Genomic DNA, 19704 nt, shown 5'->3' on the forward strand with positions numbered 1-19704 from the left:
CGAACACCGGCAAAGCCGGTGCCATTCACCGCGCCGCTTGTTTCGCGAGCATGCCCGGATGTTCAGCCCACCGATTTCAACGGCACACGCCCACTCAGCCGCTCGAGCATAGTTGCGCAGTACCAGTCATCGAACTGGCACACCCCGTTCTCGGCATTCTCCGAGAACGGCCCGGGTTCATAGCTGGGCGAAGAAACGCCCGCATGGGTCCCTTCCACTCGACACCAATCGTTCTGGCTTGAGCAAACTGATCCAGGCCGTGCGGTTGGCGATCGACACCGGTGACCTGGGGCATCCTGTGTTGCGCTCGAAACACCTGCGGTTCAATGCCGGCATGACCAAGGTATATGCACTGATCTGTGAAGACTTCCTGATCTACGACTCGCGCGTCGCTGCCGCTCTCGGCTGGCTGGTGGTCAAGTATTGCGAGGCTCACGGCATTGCAAAGGTGCCCGATGCCCTGTGCTTCCCGTGGGCTGCAGCAAAAGAGGGTGAGAAGGGTTGGGGGGCAACAAGTTGTACAAGTTGTTGCCGCTGCGAACTTTTTCCCGTTTACCGGTCTATGTGGGAGGCACAGAAAGGTAGCGGAACGCGAGACAAGCTTCGCCGACCACCTGCTGGCCAGATGGCTCAATTGTTATCAGAGGTTGGCTTCGCTCATGAAAATACATGTCGCAAGGTTGATGCTGCTCGGCCTGTTCTCGTTCGCGGCGATGGGCACGGCATCGGCAACACAAATGAAGGCGCCCGTAGTGGCAGCCCCGGTGGTTCAATCACCGTTGCAGCCTGCCGGCAACCCCTGGTCCAGGGTGGCCAGTGTGGCCGATGAACAGCCAGCCACACTGCTGGCCCACGATGACGACCGCTGGCATGACCACCGCAGCGACTGGCGCCGCGAACAATGGCGCCGCGAGCAGGCCCGCCGTGATTGGGAGCGCCGGCGAGACTGGGAACGCCGACGCGACTGGGAGCGGCGCCGCGACTGGGAGCACCGCCATGAGCGGGCCATGCACCACCGCTACAATGATGACCACCGCTACTATCGCCGTTGATCGTTGATCCGCAATTGGCGCGTTCGATGTGTGGCGGCCTTGTGTCGCGAAAGGGCTGCGCAGCAGCCCCAGCATTGGTAGCCGTAATGCTGGAACCTGGGGCCGCTCTGCGGCCCTATCGCGACACAAGGCCGCTCCCACAGGGGCGCGTGACAGGCATCAGTTCTCCGTAACGCCTGGGGTATCCGCTGCAGCCTCGGCCTCCATCTTCAAACGGTCGGCCTTGCAAATGTACTTCGGCTTGCGTGGCGCCAGCTTGGCGCTGGCCTTCTTGGCATGCGCCTGCAGTAGCTGCTTGATCTTCTTGCGACGGTTCATTCTCACTCGACCTGTCAGTCCGGTTTGGCTGAACACATCATACCTTGCCTGGGCCAACGTCTCGTTGACGTTATTTTCACGCTCGGCAGATTAGCGTCACGCCCTTTCCGGCCACGGGCACATCCGCTGGCCGCCAAGTACGACGAGGCATACGTGTCACACACTCCATCCCCCTCCTCGCCCAAGCGCGTGGACTGGGCCGGCCTGGGCTGGCTTTTGCTGTTCTTCTGGTACTTCTCAGGCGTGACCCAGGCGTTGCTGCTGTTCAGTGGTACCACCGGGTTCGCCGGTTTTCGCGATGCATTCTTCCTCAGCAGCCTGTGGCTGGCCCCGGTACTGCTGCTGCCGCGCTTCACTCGCGCCACGGCAGCGGTCATCGGCCTGGTGTTGTGGGCTGCTTCGCTGGTGGGCCTGAGCTACTTCGGCATCTATCGCCAGGAGTTCTCGCAAAGCGTCATCTTCGTGATGTTCGAGTCCAACACCGCCGAAGCCGGTGAGTACTTCAGCCAGTACTTCAGCGCCTGGCTGGGCCTGGCACTGCTGCTGTACACGCTGGTGGCGGTGCTGCTGTGGAAGCGCGTACGCCCGGTCAGCCTGCCGCTGCGCAGCCGCCTGCCGGTGGTCGCCCTGTTGCTGCTGGCCAACCTGGTGTACCCGTTCTACAAGCAGATGGTCACCCAGGAACGCAGCTTCGCCGACGCGGCGGAAAAGGTGCAGCAGCGCATGGAACCCGCCGTGCCCTGGCAACTGCTGGTCGGCTACCGCCAGTACCGCCAGCAGCTGGACAACATGCAGGAGCTGCTGGCCAAGAACGCCGCGCTGCCGCCCCTGCAAAACCTGCGTGACAGCAGCGGTGCAGCGCCGCGCACGCTGGTGCTGGTGCTGGGCGAATCCACCACCCGCGAGCACATGCACCTGTACGGCTACAACCGCGATACCACGCCCAACCTCGATGCGCTGGCCGCCAGCGACAAGAGCCTGACGGTGTTCCGCAACGTGGTGTCGCCACGCCCGTACACCATCGAAGTGATGCAGCAGATCCTCACCTTCGGCGACGAGCAGAACCCGGACCGCTTCCTCACCGACCCGTCGCTGATCAACCTGATGAAACAGGCCGGCTACAAGACCTTCTGGATCACCAACCAGCAGACCATGACCAAGCGCAACACCATGCTGACCACCTTCTCGCAGCAGACGGACGCGCCGGTGTACCTGAACAACCAGCGCAACCAGAATGCCAGCCAGTACGACGACGTGGTGCTGACGCCGTTCGAGAAGGCCCTGCAGGACCCGGCGCCGAACAAGTTCATCATCGTGCACCTGCTGGGTACGCACATGGACTATCGCTACCGCTACCCGAACGACTACGCGCACTTCAACGACCGCCAGGGGGTGCCCGGCAAGCTGACCGATGACCAGGTGGAAACCTACAACTTCTACGACAACGCGGTGCGCTACAACGACCACGTGGTGTCGAGCCTGATCAAGCGTTACTCGGCCAGTACCTCCAATGGTTTCCTGCTGTACCTGTCCGACCATGGCGAAGATGTGTACAGCTCTGGCAACCACGACCGCCTGGGGCGCAACGAAGGCGCGCCGACCCGGCCGATGTACACCATCCCGTTCTTGCTGTGGACTTCGCCCAGCTGGCAGGCCGAGCACCCGCGCGACTTGCAGGCGATGGCCGACCGGCCCTACAGCAGCTCGCACCTGATCCATACCCTGTCCGACCTGGCCGGGCTGAGCTATGACCGTTACGAACCGGCCAAGAGCCTGGTGAGCCCGCAGTTCGTGGTGGCACCACGCTGGATTGGCGACCCGTACCGCAAGGATGGGCTGCGCGAGTTCGACCACCTGCCGCTGGACAAGGCCGAGCGGGTGCGGGAGACGGCCAGTAGTGGCAAGAACCTGAACTGAGTGTTGCGCGGTGGGGATTGCCGGGGGCGCTTTGCGCCCCTTTCGCGACACAAGGCCGCTCCCACAAGGATGCGCACTGTCCTGTGGGAGCGGCCTTGTGTCGCGATGGGCTGCAAAGCAGCCCCACTGGCCCTGCACCGCGAACAAAGGTTTACCACCCCAGCGTAAAACGCCATGCTTGGCGCATCTTTGGAATGAGAGATGCCCATGCTCACGGTGCAGGACCTGATCGATATCGAACTGCTCAAGTTGCAGGCCGTGGCTGGCGCGGCCGGCACCGGCAGGCTGATCACCTGGGCCCACACCGTCGACTTGCCAGACCCCTGGCGCTGGGTATCGCCAGGCGACCTGGTGATGACCACCGGCGTCGGCCTGCCCAGCGCCCCGGCAGACCAGGTGAGCTGGCTGGAGCAACTGGTGCAGAGCAACCCCAGTGCCTTGGTGGTGGCGCCGCGGGCCGATGCGCCGGCGCTGTCCGGCGAACTGCTGGCCGCCGCCGACCGCCTGTTGTTCCCGGTGCTGCATGGCAGCTTCGAACTGGAGTTCGTCAAGCTGTCGCACTACGTGATCGAGAGCGTGCTGCAGGCCCAGCGCGAGCGTTTCAACGCCAGCGAGCGGCTGTTCCAGACCTACGCCGACGCCTTGCGCAAAGCCCCCGACATGGCTGGGCGCCTGGCGATCCTGGCCGACACCCTCGGCCTCGACCTGGCCATCGAGGATGCCCCCAGCGGCACCACCGTGGTCGAAACCCGCCGGGCCGCGCAGGCTGCCGAGCGGGTGGAACGCATCCCGATCGGCGGCCGCGCCCGCGCCAACCTGCTGATGGCGCGCAAAGGCACCCGCACGCAGGATGACGCCATCCTGGTGCGCTCGCTGGTCGGCTTGCTGGGGGTGGAACTGGAACGCCTGATGATCCACCGCGACCAGCAGCGCGAAGAAGGCGCAGCGCTGCTGCGCAGCCTGCTCGACAGCGAGACGGAGTTCAGCCTGGCGCGGCCGATGCTGGAGCGCCGTGGCCTGGTCGGCACCCTGGTGAGCCTGGCGATCAGACCGGGCAGCCACGGCCCGTGGAGCAGCGCCGACATCCACCAGGCCCCTGCCCTGCATCACTCCACGCCGCTACTGCTCGACGACAAAGGCCTGCTGCTGGCGATCAGCCGTGACGACGCGCCAAGCCTGACGGCGCTGTGCCACAACCTCGGCGAGGGTACGGTAATTGGTATCAGCGGGCCGATCGCGGCGGCCACCGGCTTTCGCGAGAGCGTGCGCCAAGCCCGCCTGGCGCTGACCCAGGCCGAGGAAAGTGGCGCGCAGCAACTGCGTTATGGCGAGGCGGAAACCGGCCTGATCATGGCGCCCAAGTCACTGGCCGAGGCGCGGGCGCTGGTGGGGCGTTACCTGGGGCCGCTGATCGAGCATGACCGCACTCAGGGTGCGGCGCTGCTGCAGACGTTGGTCACCTTTCTGCACAACGACGGCAACTGGAAGGCCACGGCGTATGATTTGGGGATTCACCGGCAGACGCTGGTGTACCGGCTGAAGCTGGTGGAGCAGCTTACCGGGATCAAGCCGACCACTACCGGCGGGATTGCGCGGTTCTGGATCGCGATTCAGGCGGGGAAGAATACCGACCTGTTCGAGCATCCGGGTTAGAACCTGGGGGCGCTTTGCGCCCCTGTCGCGACACAAGGCCGCTCCTACAAGGAGATCGCATACAGGTCCGACCTGGTGCGATCCCTTTTAGGAGCGGCCTTGTGTCGCGATGGGCCGCAAAGCGGCCCCAGATACACCTTAATTCAACCCAACCTCTGCACCAGGCTGCTGCCCCCGCGGCCCCCGCACCATCGCATACGAAACCGCAATCACCACAATCGCAACCACGCATTGCCCCAGGCTCACCCGCATGCTCGGGTCGAAGGCCATGCTCACCAGCACCGCCACGATCGACCCAGTCACCAGCAACGGCAACCACGGATGCCCCCACATGGCGAACTTCAGCGTACCTTCCGCCACCCATTTGCGCCGCAGCCTGAGCTGCGACAGGCAGATCACCAGGTAGACGAACAGGAACACCGTGCCGGACGAGTTGATCAGGAACTGGAACACGGTATCCGGCCACAGCGCCGCAATCACCACGCAGCCATAGCCCACCAAGGTCGAGGCAATCACCCCGCGTACGGGTACGCCATTGCCGCTGACCTTGGCCACCCAGCGTGGCGCCTCACCGTTGGAGGCCAGCACATAGAGCAACCGCGACGAGGTATACAGCCCGGCATTGAGTACCGACAGTACCGCCACCAGGATGACCACGGTGAGCATGTCGCCTGCGCCGGGAATGCCGATATGCTCCAGGGTGGTCACGAACGGCGACTTGCCGGGGGTGATCGAGGTCCATGGCTGTGCCACCACGATGAAGAACGTCGCCAGCACGAAGAACACCAGGATGCGCAGCATCACCGTGTTCACTGCCTTGCGGATGTTGCGCGACGGGTCTTCCGATTCGGCCGCCGCCAGGGTGGCGACTTCCACACCGGTCATGGAGAAGATCACCACCACCACCCCGGTGAACAACGCGCCTACCCCATGGGGCAGGAAGCCGCCATGCTGGGTGAGGTTGGCAAAACTGGCGCTGGAGCCAGGCCACAGGTTGAACACGTACAACCCGGCCACGACCAGAAACACCACGATGGCCGCGACCTTGATGCCGGCGAACCAGTATTCGGCCTCGCCAAACGAGTGCACCGACATCAGGTTGAGCAAGGTCATGCCGACCATCAGGCCAAGGGCAATGGCCCACACCGGGATATCGGGCAGCCAGGCATTGATGATCTGCCCGCCGACCACGGCCTCGAAGCCCACCACGATCACCCAGAAGTACCAGTACAGCCAACCGGTCATGTACCCGGCCGGGCGCCCGAAGGCCAACCGGGCGTAGTCGACGAACGAACCTTTGGCCGGGTGCGCGGCGGCCATTTCGCCGAGCATGCGCATCACCAGCGCGACGATCAGGCCGGTGATGGCATAGGTGATGAAGGCACCCGGGCCGGTTGATGCGATAACCGCGCTGGACCCTACGAACAGACCGGCCCCGATCACACCGCCCAGGGCCAGCATGCTGATGTGCCGGGTCTTGAGGGCACGCTTGAGACGCGGGTCATGCTCCGACTGAATCGGCATTGGTTGTCTCCTTTTATTATTAGTAATCAACATTGCCGCTTCGCAAGGGTATGCAGGGGCCAGAGCATGGCCTATCGCAAAAAAACAGGTGCGCAGGCGCTGGCCTGTACAAATGTATGAATGGCGGGAAGGACAGGAAGTGTCAGGCGACCGCAGCCGCGGACTCTGTGGGAGCGGCCTTGTGTCGCGAAAGGGCCGCAAGGCGGCCCCGGCAATCGCTGCCGTGATGCTGAAATCCGGGGGCCGCTACGCGGCCCTTTCGCGACACAAGGCCGCTCCCACAAGTACCGTGCATCAATCAGCCATCAGGCAGATTGGGCACAGCTGCCCTGCCGGGCACTCCCCCGCACCGCCTCGGCCAGTTTGCGCAGGTTGGCCTGATGGGCATTGACCAGGCTGGCGATGCTGTTGTCCGCGGACGTCTGCAGCGAGGTACGGCAGGTCAGTTCGGCCGCACCCGGGCGCGTCAGGCGCCATACCGCCTCCAGCGATGCATAGCGCCCCGGCACGCTATCGAAGCGCTGCACATCCACCCGCAGCAACGCCTTGCCGCCACCCACCGGCCCGCCCAACTGGTCCTGCAAGGCGCTGCGGAACTCATCCACCAGGTTGGCCCCCCACCACTCCGTCTCGAGGATGGCCAGGCCGCTCTGCCCTTGCCGCACCACCAACTGCGGGCGGTCCACCTGCGGCGGCACGGCCACCCTCGCCACCTGGATGCGCTGGCCACCGTCGCGCACCGGTTCGCTCGGTACCAGCGTGTGATAGTTGTTCGGGGTACTGCTGCAGCCCCACAGCACGGCCAGCAGGCTGGCGCCACACACATTGCGCAGTCGATGCATCGGCTGTCTCCTCAGGGTTCAAGGTCGGCGGCAGTGGCCGCTTTCGGCCGGCCGCGTATCAGCGACTCGGGGTGCCGGCCCAGGTAATCGGCAAGGTCACGCAGCGAACGCGACATGCGCTCCAGTTCGTCCAGGGTTTCGCCCATCCGCTCGCGCTGCGGCGAGTCCTCGGAAATGGCCGAATTGGCGGTGCGCAGGGTCTTGTGCACTTCGTCCAGCGCCACCTTCACGTCCGGCAGCGTCTGGCCATTGAACTGCTTGAGGCTGGCGCGCAACTCTCGCAGGCTGCCGTCCAGGTTGTTGGCGATGCTCTCCAGCGGCAGTTTGCTGATGCGCTCCACCACCCGCTGCAGCTGTTCCTGCAACTGCTCCAGGCTGCCGGGCAAGGTGGGGATGGTGATAGGGTCTGCGGTCTTGTCGAAGGCCACCTTGGGGGCATCGGGGTAGAAGTCCAGGGAAATGAACATCTGCCCGGTGATCAGGTTGCCGCTGCGCGCCTGGGCCCGTAGCCCGTGCTCGACGAAGGTGCCGATCAGCCGGCGCGCACCGTCCATGTCGCCTTCGGCATGCTTGAACACGGCCAGCATCTTGCGGTGCACCGGCCCCAGCCGCTGCGGGTAGATCACCGCATCGACCACCACCGGGAAGGTCTGCCGGGTGGCATCGTAGTCGAGCTTGACCGAAGTGACCCTACCGAACTCCACACCCTTGAACTCCACCGGCGCTCCCACCGACAGGCCGCGCATGGCCTGGTCGAAGCGCAATTGCAGGTATTGCGCCTGGCCACTGGGCGGTGCCAGGGCGGTATCACGGTCGGCAAACAGCTGGAAGCGCGCCTGGTCGGCAGCGGGCTCGGCTTGCGGGGCGAAGTCGGGCGAGCCAAAGGCCAGCCCGCCCACCAGGATCGACGACAGTGACTCGGTATCGATCTTCAGGCCGTTGGCACCGATCTGCATGTCCACGCCACTGGCGTTCCAGAAGCGGGTATCGGCGGTGACGAAGCTGTCGTAGGGGGCCTGCACGAACACGCCGATCTCCACGCCCTTGCCATCGCCCTGCAGGGCAAAGGACACCACCTCACCCACCGGGATCTTGCGGTAGTAGATCGACGAGCCAATATCCAGCGACCCCAGGTCACTGGCGGTGAGCACAAAGCGCTTGCCCTTTTCGTCGTAGGTGATCGGCGGTGGCAGCTCCAGGCCGACAAAGGACTTCTCCGGCACTTTCGATTCGCCGGAATCCGCCCCGATGAAACTGCCCGACAGCAGCGTGTCCACACCGGACACGCCGCCCACGCCAATGCGTGGCCGCACCACCCAGAAACGCGCCCCCTGGGTGGCGAACGCGCGGGCGTCGTTGGACAGCTGGACCTTGGCAACCACGCTCTTCTTGTCGTCGGCCAGGTCCACCGTGGTGACTTCGCCGATCACCACGCTGCGGTACTTGACCTGGGTCTTGTGCGCCACCAGCCCTTCCCCGGTGTGGAAGGAGATGGCGATGACCGGGCCCTGCTGCATCCAGTTGCGCACCACCAGCGAAGCGCCGATCAGGATCGCCAGTATCGGCACGATCCATACCAGCGACACACTCCAGCGCCGGGTGTGCACTTCAACCTGCCCCGCGCCCTCGCGCTTGTCAGTCTGTTGCACCATCAATGCGGCCTCCCTCGTTGGCACGGCTATCCCAGATCAGGCGTGGATCGAAGCTCATCGCAGAAAACATGGTCAGTACCACCACCATGCCGAAAAACAGGATGCCGACCCGCGGCTCGATGGTGCCCAGCCCGCGCAGTTGCACCAGCGCCGCCACCAGCGCCACCACCATCACATCGAGCATCGACCAGTAGCCGATCAGCTCGACGAAACGGTACAGCTGCGAGCGCTGTCGGCAGGCCCAGGTAGAACCGCGCTGGGCGGTGAACAGCAACAGGCCGAGCGAAAAGAACTTGATGGCCGGTACGCCCACGCTGGCAATGAAGATGATCAGTGCGATGTCCCAGGCCCCTGCCTCCCAGAACTCCAGCACACCACCGCCAATGGTGCTTGCGCTGCCACTGCCGAGCATTTCGGTGTGCATCACCGGCAGCAGGTTGGCGGGGATGTAGAAAACCAGCGCCGCCAGCAGAAACGCCCAGCCGCGGCTGATGGCATTGGCCTTGCGCCGGTGGATGGCGGCACCACAGCGCTCGCAGGTGTGCTTGCCGCTGCCCAGTTCGCAGGCCTGGCCGCAGCCATGGCACAGGCACAGGCCCAGGTCGTCGGCGTTGGCCGGGCTATTCATACCTGCTCCCAAAGGTCGCGGATGTCCTTGCCGGCGATATGGATGATCAGCATGCTCAGGGCGGCCAGGGCCAGCAGGCCGATGCCGGGTATCACATCGAGCAACCCCGCCAGCTTGATCACCGCCACCATCGCCCCCAGCAGGCACACCTCCAGCATGCTCCACGGCCGCAGGCTCTCCAGGCTGCGCATGCACAGGGCAAAGCCGGGGGCGCGCTGGCCGGCCAGGGCGAAACTCAGTAGCCAGCACAACAGGGTAATCTGCAGCACCGGCGCAAAGATGATCGACAAGGCCATGACCAGGGCGATGAAGGTGATACTGCCGTGGCTGAGTATCTGCACCGAGTCCCATAATGTCGCGGAATGGGTGAGCCCCTGCATGCCGATGGTCATCACCGGGTAGAAATTGGCGAACACCAGCAGGATGCCACCCGTCACGCTCAGGGCAAGCCGCTGCTGTACGGTCAGCGAGGTGTGCCGGTACAGCACGCCGCCACAGCGCTGGCAAACGGCGCGCTGGTGCTTGAGCAGCGGCGCACGGTGGTACACCGTGTCACAGTACTCACAGATGATCAGGTGCTGGGTCTGGCTCATGGGGTTTCCACAGGTAGCCCGGATTCACGCCGTGATACGCAGGCGAACCACGCTTGATATCCGGTTTAGACCATCCCGGCAAAACTGCCATCATCGGCAGCAAAGGCGAACTATTCTGTGAAACGAGATCCCCACCCGCTGGAGGTTTGCCATGCGTACGATGACGTGGAGTTGCCTGCTGGTGCTGCTGTGCGCGGCATCGGCAACCCAGGCGCAGTCGGTGGTGCCGCTCAAGGGCCAGAGCAGCCAGCAGATGCAACTGGATATCAATGATTGCAATACCGTCGCGACCAATGCCGCGAACAGTGCCGCGATCTCCAGCGACCCCCATGTCGGTGGCCGGGTACGCGGTGCCGCTGCCGGCGCGGTTGCCGGTGCGGCAGGCGCGCAGGTGCGCGGCAACCAGCACGACGAGCTGTATGACCGGGTCGGTGACGATGCCAAGGAGCAATACCGGCAGAACCGCGCCGGCGAAGTGGCCGCCGCCGGTGCTGCGGTCGGTGGCATGCGCCAGCGTCAGGACCGCCGTCAGGACCGGCGCGGCCAGGACGAAGCGAAAGCCCAGGCTCATGCCAGTGCCTATGCCGGGTGCCTGCAAGGGCGCGGCTATCAGGTCAACCCCTGACCAACGGGCACGCCATGCTCCTGCACGGCGTGCCCGATTCAGAACTTCGCCAACTGCTCCCGGCAGAACTCCACGAACAGCTGCGCCGGCTTGGTCAGCTGCACCCGCTTCAACCAGGCCGCCGCCAGCCCTGACAGCGCCACTGGCTCGGCGATATCCAGCATGGCCAGGCGTTGCCCGTCGTAGGTGTACTCCGAATGCGGCCGCGTCACCAGCAGCGAAAAACCGAAGCCCTGCCCGACCATGCCGCGCACCATCTCGATCGACGGCGAGCTGAAGACGATGTTGGGCGTGAGGCCCATTTCGTTGAACAGGCTGACGAAGTAGGTACGGCTGGGGGCAACGTCCAGCAGGATCATCGGCTCCGGGCACAGGTCACGCAGCGACACCTGGGCCTGGCCGGCGAAGCGGTGGTTCTCGGGCAGCAGCACATAGGGTTTCTGCGGCGGCATCAGCGGCTCGGCCTCGATGGTGCCGTCCAGGTCATGGTCGTAGAGGAACGCCAGGTCGAAGGTACCCGCGGTCAGGCCCTGGATCAGGTCCTGCTGCTCGCCGTCGCGCAGGCGGATATCCACCCCCGGGTAACGCTGGCGAAAGCCGGCGATCAGCCGCGGCAGGTACAGCGGTGCCACGGTTTCGAAGCAGCCGATGTCGATTTGCCCGGCCACGGTGTCGTTGTCGGCCAGGGCGTTCTGTTCGAATTCGTGGGCCATCTGCAGCAGCGACTTGGTCTTGGCATAGAAGCGCTTGCCGCTGGGCGTCAGTGACACACCCTGGGCGTGGTGACGGATGAACAGCTGCACGCCGAAGCTTTCCTCCAGGCTCTTGATGGCCGTGGAGATGGAAGGCTGGGCGATGTACAGCTGGCGGGAAGCCTCGGCCACGCTGCCGGCCTCGACGGTGGTGACGAAGTACTTGAGTTGTCGCAATGTGTAGGCCGCCACGGGCACCTCTCTGACGCCGGTCTGGGCGCACTGGGATCATGCCTGTCACTTTACCCTTGGCAGCGGCTGGGTGGGGGCCGGGTGATGAAGGATTTACCTATGGCTTGAGCAGGTTTTTACGAGGGGCGCGGTGCGCCCCCCCTTTGCTTCACTCGAAATCGATATTGGCGATTACACAGTCATCACCAATCAGTTTGTACCCTGGCGCGCAGGCCATGCCGACTACTGGCCCGATACCGCGCTTGCGCCGGGACAACGTTACCTGCGGTTCTGCATTTTCCAGCTGTTCGTGGTCGAGAGTGTCGTCTGGCTCGTTCATGGGGTCTTCTTGCATGGGGTTCACTCCTTGGGTTGGTTGGTATTGCCCGATCAACGCTACATCCCCCATTGCCACCAACCCATCTGGAACCTTGACCGTGAAGTGAAAGGCTGTCGGATCGCGTTGCATGGTTCGCGGGTGAACCCGGTGCCCTGGCCAAATGCCCCTGATTGTCTTTACTGATACTCAACGGTTCCAGGTATAAGGCGTGCGTTCATGAAGATCGTGGTCACCAGCATCCTCGTCGACGACCAGGCCAAAGCCCTGGCTTTCTACCACTACGTACTCGGTTTCGAGCCCAAGCACGATATCCCCATGGGCCGACACCGCTGGCTGACGCTCACCTCCCCCAACGACCCCAACGGCGTCGAGCTGCTGCTCGAACCCGACGCGCACCCGGCCGCCAAGGTCTACAAGGCCGCGCTCAAGCAGGATGGCATCCCCGCCACCTCGTTCGGCGTGCGTGACATCCAGGCCGAATATACCCGGCTGTGCGCGGCAGGCGTGCAGTTCACCCAGACGCCCACCGACATGGGGCCCGTCACCGTAGCGGTGTTCGATGACACCTGCGGCAACCTGATCCAGATCGCCCAGAAACACTAGCGATGTTCAGAGCCCCACAGGCAGGCGCAAGGTCGCGCGCAAACCGTGTGGCGCCTGGTTGCGCAACTGCACGCTGCCACCCAGGCGGGTCATGATGGTGCTGACGATCGACAACCCCAGCCCGGCGCCATTGGTCGAGCCCTTGCTGTAGAAGCGCTCGAACACCCGCTGCTGGTCGACTTCGGCGATGCCCGGCCCTTCGTCATCGACACTGACCAGCAAGGCCTGGCCTTCGCGCTGCAGTGTCACGGTGACCCGACCGCCTGCCGGCGAATGGTCCACGGCATTGGCCACCAGGTTCTGCAAGGCGATACCCAACGCGCCAGCGTCGGTGTGCAAGTGGTAGTCGCCGGCGGCGATGTCCAGCGAAGGCTCCAGCCCGCGCTCCAGGATCCATGGGGTCAGCTCGGCAAGGGTCTCGGCCACCACGCCCTCCAGGTCCACCCGCGGCCAGTCGCGCCGGCCTGGCCGCGGCTCCAGGCGGGCCAGGGTCAACAGCTGGTTGACCACCCGGGCAAGGCGGTCGACACCGCCCATCAGGAACTGCAGGGCCTTGTCACGCTCGGCAGCGCTGTCTGCATTGAGGGCGTTCTGCGCATGCAGGCGCAGGATGGCCAAGGGCGTGCGCATCTCGTGGGCAGCGTCGGCGATGAAACGGTGCTCGCGGCGCAGCAGGTCATCGATCTGCCCGAGCAGGCGGTTGATCGCCGCCTGCATCGGTTCCAGCTCCTTCGGCAACGGCACCAGTTGCAACGGCTCGAGCGACTCGGCGTGGCGGGCGCGGATCACCCTGGCCATGTTCTGCAGCGGCCGCAGCCCCCAGCCAATGGCCGCCCACACCAGCAAGGCCAGGGCCAGGCTGCCGAACAGGAATGGCAGCAGCGTGTGCCGCACGATGCGTTCGATCAGGTCGTCGCGCACGTCGTTGCGCTCGCCCACCCAGATCACCCAGTGTTTTTCCGGCACCGGCAAGACGAAACTGCGCCAACGGCGCCCGTCCACCACCACGTCGGCAAACCCTGGCACCCGCGGCGCCTGCCCCAGCTGCGGGGCGCTGGGCGTGTGCACCAGCAGCCCGTTGTCGTCGGCCCACACCTGGAAGGCCAGCTTGCTCTCGTAGCGGTGCCCCACCTTGTGGTGCCCGGCCTTGCTCAAGGCCTCGTCGAAGGCACGGTACAACTCGTCACGGCTCTGCTCCTGCACCGGCAGGCTCATGATGCCCTGCAGCAGCCGGGCGTTCTGCGCCAGGTGGGCGTCGTACACCTCGTTAATTTCGTGGCGGCTGTCGTGGTAGTTGTACAGCGCCAGCAACCCGCTGCCGACCAGCAACAGCAGCATCACCCGCCACAGGGTGCGTTGGCGCAGCGAGCTCATGCCTTGCGTTCCACCAGGTAGCCGATTCCGCGCACGGTGCGGATCAGGCCGTTGAACAGCTTCTTGCGCAGGTGGTAGATGTTCACTTCCAGGGTATTGCTCTCCGGCTCTTCATCCCAGCCATACAGCAACTGGGTCAAGCGTTCGCGGGTGAACACCTTGCCCGGCTGGGCCAGCAATTCGTGCAGCAGCAGGTATTCCTTGGGCGTGAGCACCACCGGCTGGCCCTGGTAGTGCACCTGTTGGCTGACCGGGTCCAGGCACACCCCGGCGTGTTCGATCAACACCCGCGCACGGCCACTGCTGCGCCGCAGCAAGGCCCGCAAGCGGGCCTTGAGTTCGTTGAGGTCGAAGGGTTTGACCAGGTAGTCGTCGGCGCCGGCGTCCAGCCCGGCGATGCGGTCCTCGGTGGCGTCGCGGGCGGTCAGCACCAGCACCGGCAGGCTCTTCCCGGCCGCACGCAGGCGCCGCAACAACTCGATGCCATCCAGGCGCGGCAAGCCCAGGTCGAGAATGGCCAGGTCGAACTCCTCGTGGCACAGGGCATGCAACGCGCTGGCGCCATCCTGCAACCAGTCGAGGGTATAGCCCTCGCGGCGCAGGCCGTCACAGATCCCCTCCCCCAACGCGGCGTCGTCTTCTACCAGCAGCAGGCGCATGCTTAATCCTGTTTGTCCTTGATCGCTTTGAGTAAAGCATCGATTTCACCGCGCCGGCCCTGGTCGGCCAGCTCCCGCCCGGGCCGGGGCGGTGCCTGCAACGCCTTTTGCAGGGCGGCGCGGGCTTCGTCGTAGCGGTTCTGCCGGTACAGGTGGTCAGCCCAGAAGTAGTTGCTGTCGATACCGTCGGGGTTGATCGCCAGCGCCTGGCGCAGCATGGCCTCGGCCTTGGCTTGGTCGCCGAAGCTCAGCGGCCAGCCGGGCACCTGGTCGTACAGCGCGCCCAGGCTGGTGTAGGCCGAGCCCTGCAGGGCCTTGGGGTCCATGGCCAAGGCCTTTTCCAGGCTGGCGCGGGCGGCCTTGACCTTGCCCAGCGCGCCCAACCCGCCGGTGGCGCCGGCCCAGCTGCTGTTGACGATGCCGTCCCAGATCAGCGGCTCGGCCGAGCCCGGGTGCTGGCGCACCAACGCCGCCGACTGTACCGCCAGGGCCTCGAACGCCCCGGCACGCTGGGCTTCGGGCAGGTTGTAGCGAATCACCGCCCAGCGCTGCTGGATGGCATTGAGTTGCTGGGTACCGTTCTGGTCGAGGGCCCAGGTGAACGGGGCGATGGCCAGCAGGCCGGCCAGTATCAGTCGTTTCATTTGCTCGACTCCTTGCTGTGCCAGGTGCTGTAGCGGCGGATCAGCGGCAGTTGCTTGCGCAGGGCGCGGTCGACCACGCCCGGCAGCATGCCGTTAAGGCGCACGAAGAGTTTTTCCGGCCAGCCCAGGTACAGTTCGCTGCGCTCGGCCTGCACCGCGTCGAGCACTGCCCGGGCGACATCCTGCGGGTCATCGACGCCTACCTTCAACGCTTGGTTCAGGGCCTGCGCGGCACTGCTGTTCATCGTCGTGCGGGTGGTGCGCGGTGCGGCATACAGCACGTTCACCGAGGTGTCGGCAAGCTCGCGGCGCAATGCCTCGGAGAACCCGCGCAAGGCAAACTTGCTGGCGCAGTAGGTGGCATAGCCGGGGTAGCCGATGGAGCCGTAGATCGACCCCACGTTCACCACCAGCGCACTGGGCTGCGCGCGCAGCAGCGGCAAGCACAGGCGGGTGAGCTGCACGGCGGCCTTGATGTTGAGGTCGAACAACTCGTCCAGGGCGGCCTCGTCCATCTGTTCGAGCAAGGCGAAGCGGTTGACCCCGGCGGCGTTGATCAACAGGTTGCAACTGCCCATCGCCCGCGCCGCCTCCAGCACGTCACGGCGGCCTTCGGCGCAGCGCAGGTCGGCCTGCTGCCAACGCAGTTGCCCGGGGTAGCGCGCCATCAGTTCGGCCAGCTTGCCCTGCTGCCGGCTGACCGCCAGTACGCGGGCCCCGGCGCTGCAAAGCTGGTCCGCCAGCTCCAGGCCGATGCCACCGCTGGCGCCGGTGAGCACCGCCACGCAATCAGGCAAGCGCATGCTGTACCTCCTGCTGCGCGGTACGCGGCAGCCCTTCGAACATGGCCGTGTACAGGCGGTACACCACTTTGGCAGCGTGGATTACCGCCTGCTGGTCTTCGAGCTGATCCAGACGGTTCATCAGGCCACGGTAGGTGGCCATGTGGTCCTGGTCCAGGGCGCCGTGGGAACTCAGGTAGCTGAACGCCTGGTCCGGCAGGCCGAGGCTGCCCTGCAGGGTACCGGCAGCCTGGGTAGCCAGGGCAATGCTGGTGCCTTCGAGCACATTGACCATGCCGAACAGCCCAACCGGGTTGCCACGGGCAATCTGGTCGTAGAGAAAGGCCACCATCAGCTCGACAGGCAATGCCGGGCGGCCGCCCGCCACCTGTTGGGGGTCGCCACCGCAGGCGGCGATGTCATCGAGAATCCAGCGCTCATGGCCGTACTCCTCCTCGATGTACTCGCACACTGCGCCGCGCAGCCACTCCAGCCGCGCCGGCAAACGGGCCCCGCAGGCCATCATCAAGGGTACGGTGTGCCGCACGTGGTGGTAGGCCTGGGTCAGAAAGGCCACGTAGGCCTCGAGGCTGGCCTTGCCGGCCAGCGCGTCGCGGATGACCGGGACGCTGAACAATGCCGTACGCTCGTCGGCGGTTTCCTGCTGCAGCGTATCGAAGAAAAGCATGGCAAACCTCGTGGGTCATTGAAGGTCGGATAACAGGGACTGGTAACACCGCAGGATCTGTTCGCGGCGTGGCCGGCCGTTGGCGGTAAGGGTTTGCCCAGCGGCACTCAAGGGTTCGGGCAGGCGCCGCCAGGCATGTACCCGGGCATAGTCCGGCAGGCCGGCATTGGCCTGACGGATGGCCTGTTCGAGCGTGTGGTCGTCAGCCTGCGGGTCCAGCGGCCAGATCAGCGCCAGGTTGTGCGCCAGGCCTTCGCCGTGAACGAACGCCTGGGCGATCACCCCGCCCTGGGTCAGTTCGGCCTCGACCCACTCGGGGTTGACGTTGCGCCCGAAGCTGGTGCTGTACTGGTGCTTCTTGCGCCCGGCCAGGTACAGGAAACCGTCGCTGTCGAAGTGGCCCAGGTCACCGGTGGGCAACCACGGCTCGCTGAAGGGTGGCTCGCCCAGGTAGCCGAGCAACGCCGAACCGGCCACCTGCACTTCGCCGTCTTCGGCAATGCGCACCTGCACATGCGGCAGCGGCCGCCCGACACTGCCCGGGCGGTGCGCCCCGGGGCGATTGAGGCATACCACCGAGGCGCATTCGGACAAGCCATAGCCCTCGAACACCGGCAGCCCGACGGCCTCGGCCCGGGCCAGCAGGCTCGGTGCCACCCGCGCGCCGCCCACCGCCACGAAGCGCAACGGGCCGACCCGCATCAGGCCGCGCTCGATGGCAGTGACCAGCCCAAGCAGCAGTTGCGGCACCAGGATCAGGCTTTCGGCACCACTCAAGGCGATGGCGCCCAGCAATCGCTTGAAGTCGACCTGACTGGCACCGCGAAAGCCCAGTTGCGCCTGCGGGTACAGGGCAATGCTCGCCCCGGCCAGCAGGGCTGCGTACAGGCCCAGGTTCTCCAGCAGCACCGCCAGGGGCAATACCGCCAGGTACTTGCCTGGCGCCGTGGGCCGGCTGGCGGCCTCCAGTTCACGCGCTACCCGCAGCATGGCATCGGCGCTCAGGCATACGCCCTTGGGTGCACCGGTGCTACCGGAGGTGTAGGTAATCTTCGCGGTACCCGGTGGCAAGGGTGCGGCCGCTGGCGGCTGCCGGCTCCAGAAGCGCTCACCGGCAACGAAGCCACTGGCGTGCAAGTCGTCAGCGAAGGCCTCGTCGGCCAGCGCCAGCACCGCCCCGCTCTGTGCCAGGCAGTGGCGGCGTTGGGCGCTGCTGAAGAACGCCGGCAGGATGACGATGGGGCGCGCCGCGAACAGCGCTGCCAGGTCCCAGAACAGTGCCTCGGGGCCGTTTTCCAGGGCCAGGGCGAAGGTGCCCGATGGCTGCGCGCTCAACCAGGCCTGGCGTTGCTCGACCTCGTCCAGCAACTGTTGATAGGTGAATGGCCCGCCAAATCCCAGCAACGCCGGTTGTGCCCCTCGGTGACGGGCGTGCAGTTGCAACACTTCCCTGAACAGCTGGCATTCACGCGGCATGGCCGGCCTCCTGCACCCTCGCGGGCAAGCCCAGCCGCTCGAAAACGCCGCCGCGGGCCAGGGCTGCATGGCCGTAGTCGATGTTGCCGACGAACACTTGCGGGTGCTGCGCGTAGTAACTGCCCCAACTGTCGGCATCGCCGTTCAGCCGGCCAGGGTCGGCTACGGCCAGCGCCGTGGGCACCAGGCCCAGGCGATGAAAGCTGTTGACCAGGGTCGCGGCACCGGTGAAGGCCACCCACTGCAAGCCGCGGGCGGCCAGCAACCAGGTCACGGCAATGATCATGATCCGCGCGCTGCCGGCGCTGAGCGCGGCCAGGTTGCCCACTTCGACCAACTGCGTACGGCTGACCGGGCTGGCCGACAGCCGGGTCACGGCCACTTCCAGCGGTTCATCCAGGTAACGCTCGATGAAGGTCGGGCCACTGCTGGCCAGGCGTATACCGGCGGCGGCCATCAGGCGCCCGTGGCTGTCATGCAGGCCGAGCAGTTCGGGCAGGTAGTGCTGCACATCGGCGTGGTGCGCGCAGGCAAAGCGGGCGTGGATGAACTGTTCCAGCTCGTCGCGCCCCGGCTCTCCCGGGTGTTTCAGTGTCATGTGGGCAAGGCGATCGCCGTGGTTGCCGATAGCCAGTGGAAACAGGCTGGCGCTGTCTGCCTGGGTCATGGCTGTCCCCCTTTCAAGTCAGGTCTCGGGGGCAGTATCAGGGGGCAATCTGAAGCCAATCTGAAGTGCTACATTTGCCATTGCCCTCATGCGCACCAACAAGGAAAACAGATGCGCCACGAATTCAGCGAAGTGCTCAACGACCTGGTCGACTACTTTCTGCTCGGCGATATCCAGCTGCTCGAGCGCTTCAAGCAACAACATGAATTGCCCGACGACCTGGCCCATGCGTTCACCCACGGCGACAGCGGCGACCAGGCCGTGCGCGAAGGGATCGTGCTGCCACTGGCCGGGGTCGATAACCTGCCCTACCGCATCCTGTTCACCCTGGACAACCACACCCCTGCCCTGCGCGAACCCGGCAGCCGCCTCAAGCACCGCCGCAATGGCTATGTGCTGCAGGTCGAGCACGGTGCGCTGATGCTGTACACCTGGCGCATCCTGCAGCACTTCACGCCCAAGACACTGGGTGACCTGATGGCGCGCTACCAGGTGCCGGGGCGGCCGATCATCGAGCTGGACAATGGCTGGTATGACGTGGAGGTGCTGGCGGGGGCGCTGGTGCGGGACGGGCTGTACGAGCCGGCGTTCGAGTTCGTGTTGAAGAAGCGCTGGAGCCGCGGCGAGGCTGCCGGGGTGGATACCGGGTATGCCTTTGGGTTGCGTGGCTATTTCGACTGATGGGTTGGACTGTACCGGCCTCTTCGCGGGCTTGCCCGCTCCCACAGGGCACAGTGGTATCCC

22 protein-coding genes and 1 pseudogene are annotated in these 19704 nt (G+C 65.3%); 7 read left to right on the forward strand and 16 right to left on the reverse strand.

Annotated features, from left to right (window positions below; translation table 11 throughout):
• Positions 1 to 62: 62 nt before the first annotated feature.
• Positions 63 to 224: pseudogene (locus tag RYH74_RS21895) on the reverse strand (aromatic ring-hydroxylating dioxygenase subunit alpha); the annotation flags it as partial.
• A gap of 14 nt (positions 225 to 238) precedes the next feature.
• On the opposite strand from RYH74_RS21895, the gene RYH74_RS21900 reads away from it, so the two are divergent.
• Positions 239 to 829, forward strand: coding sequence for a hypothetical protein (locus tag RYH74_RS21900; RefSeq protein WP_317410144.1), 591 nt, complete (start codon positions 239 to 241; stop codon positions 827 to 829).
• Entirely contained in the window at positions 714 to 1052 is a 339-nt protein-coding gene (locus RYH74_RS21905) for a hypothetical protein (protein WP_317410143.1), read from the forward strand. Before RYH74_RS21900 ends, RYH74_RS21905 begins: the two co-directional genes overlap by 116 nt.
• Before the next feature lie 159 nt (positions 1053 to 1211).
• Here RYH74_RS21905 and RYH74_RS21910 read toward each other — a convergent pair whose 3' ends face one another.
• Complete coding sequence (locus RYH74_RS21910; protein WP_064506462.1) at positions 1212 to 1370, reverse strand: DUF2986 domain-containing protein; 159 nt, start codon at positions 1368 to 1370, stop codon at positions 1212 to 1214.
• A gap of 153 nt (positions 1371 to 1523) precedes the next feature.
• On the opposite strand from RYH74_RS21910, the gene RYH74_RS21915 reads away from it, so the two are divergent.
• Positions 1524 to 3287 (forward strand): phosphoethanolamine transferase CptA, encoded by a 1764-nt coding sequence (locus tag RYH74_RS21915; protein ID WP_286917984.1) that lies wholly within the window; start codon positions 1524 to 1526, stop codon positions 3285 to 3287.
• Between the two features lie 207 nt (positions 3288 to 3494).
• On the forward strand, positions 3495 to 4940 hold the full coding sequence (locus RYH74_RS21920; RefSeq protein WP_317410116.1) for a PucR family transcriptional regulator: 1446 nt from the start codon (positions 3495 to 3497) through the stop codon (positions 4938 to 4940).
• Positions 4941 to 5078: 138 nt separating this feature from the next.
• Here the strand turns inward: RYH74_RS21920 and RYH74_RS21925 are convergent, their stop codons facing one another.
• The 5 genes from RYH74_RS21925 to RYH74_RS21945 form a co-directional block, all read right to left on the reverse strand.
• Entirely contained in the window at positions 5079 to 6464 is a 1386-nt protein-coding gene (locus RYH74_RS21925) for an amino acid permease (protein ID WP_085618504.1), read from the reverse strand.
• Between the two features lie 305 nt (positions 6465 to 6769).
• A complete protein-coding gene (locus RYH74_RS21930; protein ID WP_317410117.1) occupies positions 6770 to 7306 on the reverse strand; it encodes a PqiC family protein in 537 nt (178 codons plus the stop codon).
• An 11-nt stretch (positions 7307 to 7317) separates the two neighbouring features.
• The gene (locus RYH74_RS21935) at positions 7318 to 8958 is read right to left on the reverse strand and encodes an intermembrane transport protein PqiB (RefSeq protein ID WP_317410118.1); all 1641 of its coding nucleotides are present in this window, start codon (positions 8956 to 8958) and stop codon (positions 7318 to 7320) included.
• On the reverse strand, positions 8942 to 9586 hold the full coding sequence (locus RYH74_RS21940) for a paraquat-inducible protein A (protein WP_025338640.1): 645 nt from the start codon (positions 9584 to 9586) through the stop codon (positions 8942 to 8944). The genes RYH74_RS21935 and RYH74_RS21940 overlap by 17 nt, the downstream gene beginning before the upstream one ends.
• Complete coding sequence (locus tag RYH74_RS21945) at positions 9583 to 10179, reverse strand: paraquat-inducible protein A (RefSeq protein WP_025338639.1); 597 nt, start codon at positions 10177 to 10179, stop codon at positions 9583 to 9585. Before RYH74_RS21945 ends, RYH74_RS21940 begins: the two co-directional genes overlap by 4 nt.
• Before the next feature lie 151 nt (positions 10180 to 10330).
• On the opposite strand from RYH74_RS21945, the gene RYH74_RS21950 reads away from it, so the two are divergent.
• On the forward strand, positions 10331 to 10804 hold the full coding sequence (locus tag RYH74_RS21950) for a YMGG-like glycine zipper-containing protein (RefSeq protein WP_317410119.1): 474 nt from the start codon (positions 10331 to 10333) through the stop codon (positions 10802 to 10804).
• A 38-nt stretch (positions 10805 to 10842) separates the two neighbouring features.
• On the opposite strand, the gene RYH74_RS21955 is transcribed toward RYH74_RS21950, so the two are convergent.
• On the reverse strand, positions 10843 to 11748 hold the full coding sequence (locus tag RYH74_RS21955; RefSeq protein WP_025338637.1) for a LysR family transcriptional regulator: 906 nt from the start codon (positions 11746 to 11748) through the stop codon (positions 10843 to 10845).
• A 148-nt stretch (positions 11749 to 11896) separates the two neighbouring features.
• Positions 11897 to 12082, reverse strand: coding sequence for a hypothetical protein (locus RYH74_RS21960; RefSeq protein ID WP_075044832.1), 186 nt, complete (start codon positions 12080 to 12082; stop codon positions 11897 to 11899).
• A 201-nt stretch (positions 12083 to 12283) separates the two neighbouring features.
• Here RYH74_RS21960 and RYH74_RS21965 point away from each other — a divergent pair, with 201 nt between their 5' ends.
• Positions 12284 to 12670, forward strand: coding sequence for a VOC family protein (locus RYH74_RS21965; RefSeq protein ID WP_085663281.1), 387 nt, complete (start codon positions 12284 to 12286; stop codon positions 12668 to 12670).
• A 6-nt stretch (positions 12671 to 12676) separates the two neighbouring features.
• Here the strand turns inward: RYH74_RS21965 and RYH74_RS21970 are convergent, their stop codons facing one another.
• From RYH74_RS21970 to RYH74_RS22000, 7 genes are read right to left on the reverse strand one after another with little or no spacing between them, the layout of a single operon-like run.
• Positions 12677 to 14044: a sensor histidine kinase gene (locus tag RYH74_RS21970; RefSeq protein ID WP_317410120.1), complete on the reverse strand. Its 1368-nt coding sequence runs from the start codon at positions 14042 to 14044 to the stop codon at positions 12677 to 12679.
• Positions 14041 to 14703 carry a response regulator gene (locus RYH74_RS21975; RefSeq protein WP_075044829.1) on the reverse strand — a complete coding sequence of 221 codons (663 nt, stop codon included), beginning with the start codon at positions 14701 to 14703 and terminating at the stop codon, positions 14041 to 14043. Before RYH74_RS21975 ends, RYH74_RS21970 begins: the two co-directional genes overlap by 4 nt.
• Before the next feature lie 2 nt (positions 14704 to 14705).
• Positions 14706 to 15347: a tetratricopeptide repeat protein gene (locus RYH74_RS21980; RefSeq protein WP_025338632.1), complete on the reverse strand. Its 642-nt coding sequence runs from the start codon at positions 15345 to 15347 to the stop codon at positions 14706 to 14708.
• Positions 15344 to 16150 (reverse strand): SDR family oxidoreductase, encoded by an 807-nt coding sequence (locus RYH74_RS21985; protein ID WP_025338631.1) that lies wholly within the window; start codon positions 16148 to 16150, stop codon positions 15344 to 15346. The genes RYH74_RS21980 and RYH74_RS21985 overlap by 4 nt, the downstream gene beginning before the upstream one ends.
• Positions 16137 to 16817, reverse strand: a complete 681-nt coding sequence (locus RYH74_RS21990; RefSeq protein WP_317410121.1) for a TenA family transcriptional regulator — start codon at positions 16815 to 16817, stop codon at positions 16137 to 16139. The genes RYH74_RS21985 and RYH74_RS21990 overlap by 14 nt, the downstream gene beginning before the upstream one ends.
• 15 nt (positions 16818 to 16832) lie before the next feature.
• On the reverse strand, positions 16833 to 18293 hold the full coding sequence (locus RYH74_RS21995) for an AMP-binding protein (RefSeq protein ID WP_317410122.1): 1461 nt from the start codon (positions 18291 to 18293) through the stop codon (positions 16833 to 16835).
• Entirely contained in the window at positions 18283 to 18960 is a 678-nt protein-coding gene (locus tag RYH74_RS22000; RefSeq protein ID WP_317410123.1) for a thermostable hemolysin, read from the reverse strand. The genes RYH74_RS21995 and RYH74_RS22000 overlap by 11 nt, the downstream gene beginning before the upstream one ends.
• A gap of 111 nt (positions 18961 to 19071) precedes the next feature.
• Between RYH74_RS22000 and RYH74_RS22005 the strand changes: the two genes are divergently transcribed.
• A complete protein-coding gene (locus tag RYH74_RS22005) occupies positions 19072 to 19641 on the forward strand; it encodes a hypothetical protein (RefSeq protein WP_023662794.1) in 570 nt (189 codons plus the stop codon).
• The last annotated feature ends 63 nt before the right edge of the window (positions 19642 to 19704 follow it).

The sequence above is a fragment of the Pseudomonas sp. LSJ-87 genome, assembly GCF_032971465.1.
In the GTDB taxonomy this organism is placed as follows: Bacteria; Pseudomonadota; Gammaproteobacteria; order Pseudomonadales; family Pseudomonadaceae; genus Aquipseudomonas; species Aquipseudomonas putida_Z.

What these genes read in the sequence shown, in the direction of transcription:
- RYH74_RS21980 (WP_025338632.1), bottom strand. Translation starts at nt 15,347, where the DNA reads ATGAAACGACTGATACTGGCCGGCCTGCTGGCCATCGCCCCGTTCACC.
- RYH74_RS21945 (WP_025338639.1), bottom strand. Translation starts at nt 10,179, where the DNA reads ATGAGCCAGACCCAGCACCTGATCATCTGTGAGTACTGTGACACGGTG.
- RYH74_RS21960 (WP_075044832.1), bottom strand. Translation starts at nt 12,082, where the DNA reads ATGCAAGAAGACCCCATGAACGAGCCAGACGACACTCTCGACCACGAA.
- RYH74_RS21950 (WP_317410119.1), top strand. Translation starts at nt 10,331, where the DNA reads ATGCGTACGATGACGTGGAGTTGCCTGCTGGTGCTGCTGTGCGCGGCA.
- RYH74_RS21970 (WP_317410120.1), bottom strand. Translation starts at nt 14,044, where the DNA reads ATGAGCTCGCTGCGCCAACGCACCCTGTGGCGGGTGATGCTGCTGTTG.
- RYH74_RS21935 (WP_317410118.1), bottom strand. Translation starts at nt 8,958, where the DNA reads ATGGTGCAACAGACTGACAAGCGCGAGGGCGCGGGGCAGGTTGAAGTG.
- RYH74_RS21910 (WP_064506462.1), bottom strand. Translation starts at nt 1,370, where the DNA reads ATGAACCGTCGCAAGAAGATCAAGCAGCTACTGCAGGCGCATGCCAAG.
- RYH74_RS22000 (WP_317410123.1), bottom strand. Translation starts at nt 18,960, where the DNA reads ATGACCCAGGCAGACAGCGCCAGCCTGTTTCCACTGGCTATCGGCAAC.
- RYH74_RS21975 (WP_075044829.1), bottom strand. Translation starts at nt 14,703, where the DNA reads ATGCGCCTGCTGCTGGTAGAAGACGACGCCGCGTTGGGGGAGGGGATC.
- RYH74_RS21920 (WP_317410116.1), top strand. Translation starts at nt 3,495, where the DNA reads ATGCTCACGGTGCAGGACCTGATCGATATCGAACTGCTCAAGTTGCAG.
- RYH74_RS22005 (WP_023662794.1), top strand. Translation starts at nt 19,072, where the DNA reads ATGCGCCACGAATTCAGCGAAGTGCTCAACGACCTGGTCGACTACTTT.
- RYH74_RS21965 (WP_085663281.1), top strand. Translation starts at nt 12,284, where the DNA reads ATGAAGATCGTGGTCACCAGCATCCTCGTCGACGACCAGGCCAAAGCC.
- RYH74_RS21930 (WP_317410117.1), bottom strand. Translation starts at nt 7,306, where the DNA reads ATGCATCGACTGCGCAATGTGTGTGGCGCCAGCCTGCTGGCCGTGCTG.
- RYH74_RS21990 (WP_317410121.1), bottom strand. Translation starts at nt 16,817, where the DNA reads ATGCTTTTCTTCGATACGCTGCAGCAGGAAACCGCCGACGAGCGTACG.
- RYH74_RS21985 (WP_025338631.1), bottom strand. Translation starts at nt 16,150, where the DNA reads ATGCGCTTGCCTGATTGCGTGGCGGTGCTCACCGGCGCCAGCGGTGGC.
- RYH74_RS21940 (WP_025338640.1), bottom strand. Translation starts at nt 9,586, where the DNA reads ATGAATAGCCCGGCCAACGCCGACGACCTGGGCCTGTGCCTGTGCCAT.
- RYH74_RS21995 (WP_317410122.1), bottom strand. Translation starts at nt 18,293, where the DNA reads ATGCCGCGTGAATGCCAGCTGTTCAGGGAAGTGTTGCAACTGCACGCC.
- RYH74_RS21905 (WP_317410143.1), top strand. Translation starts at nt 714, where the DNA reads ATGGGCACGGCATCGGCAACACAAATGAAGGCGCCCGTAGTGGCAGCC.
- RYH74_RS21925 (WP_085618504.1), bottom strand. Translation starts at nt 6,464, where the DNA reads ATGCCGATTCAGTCGGAGCATGACCCGCGTCTCAAGCGTGCCCTCAAG.